The organism is Bacillus sp. SIMBA_008 (assembly GCF_046535495.1).
In the GTDB taxonomy this organism is placed as follows: Bacteria; Bacillota; Bacilli; order Bacillales; family Bacillaceae; genus Bacillus; species Bacillus subtilis.
In genome coordinates, this window is the sequence record NZ_JAWRWL010000064.1 from 1 (window position 1) to 403 (window position 403).

1 protein-coding gene is annotated in these 403 nt (G+C 67.5%); it reads right to left on the minus strand.

Translation table 11 applies throughout. The annotated features are described in order from the left end of the window. A partial coding sequence (locus SB658_RS22125) for a Dyp-type peroxidase domain-containing protein (RefSeq protein ID WP_410602341.1) occupies positions 1 to 274 on the minus strand: 274 nt, incomplete at its 3' end. Between the last annotated feature and the right edge of the window lie 129 nt (positions 275 to 403).

Here is a 403-nt window from a genome sequence, read left to right on the forward strand (position 1 = left end):
CCTGAGCGATCTCGACGAAATGCGGACCGAAGCCGAACGTCACTGTGAGCCTGGCTGGCGCGACGGCGAGCTCGGGCTCGGCATCGGCGAGCGCGCTCTGGCCCTGCGTCAGGCGGGCCGCGTCAGCGGTCAGGATCAGCATCATGCGGCGCAGGCCGTCGCGATCGACCTCGTCCCGCACATCGAGGGCGGGAAGGGTCGCGTAGGCTTGCGCATCGGTAGCGATGCCCGCTTGGTGATGGCCAAAGAACGGCACCGTGTTGCCGCCGTTCAACGCGGGGGGCGCCGAATCTGAGGTCTGCTGCTGACGGGAGCCGAGGGCATACTCTGCGCCGATTGCTGTCGTCGCCCCGATTCCGGCGAGGGCTCCTCCGAGAAGAAAATGGCGACGATTCGTGCGAAG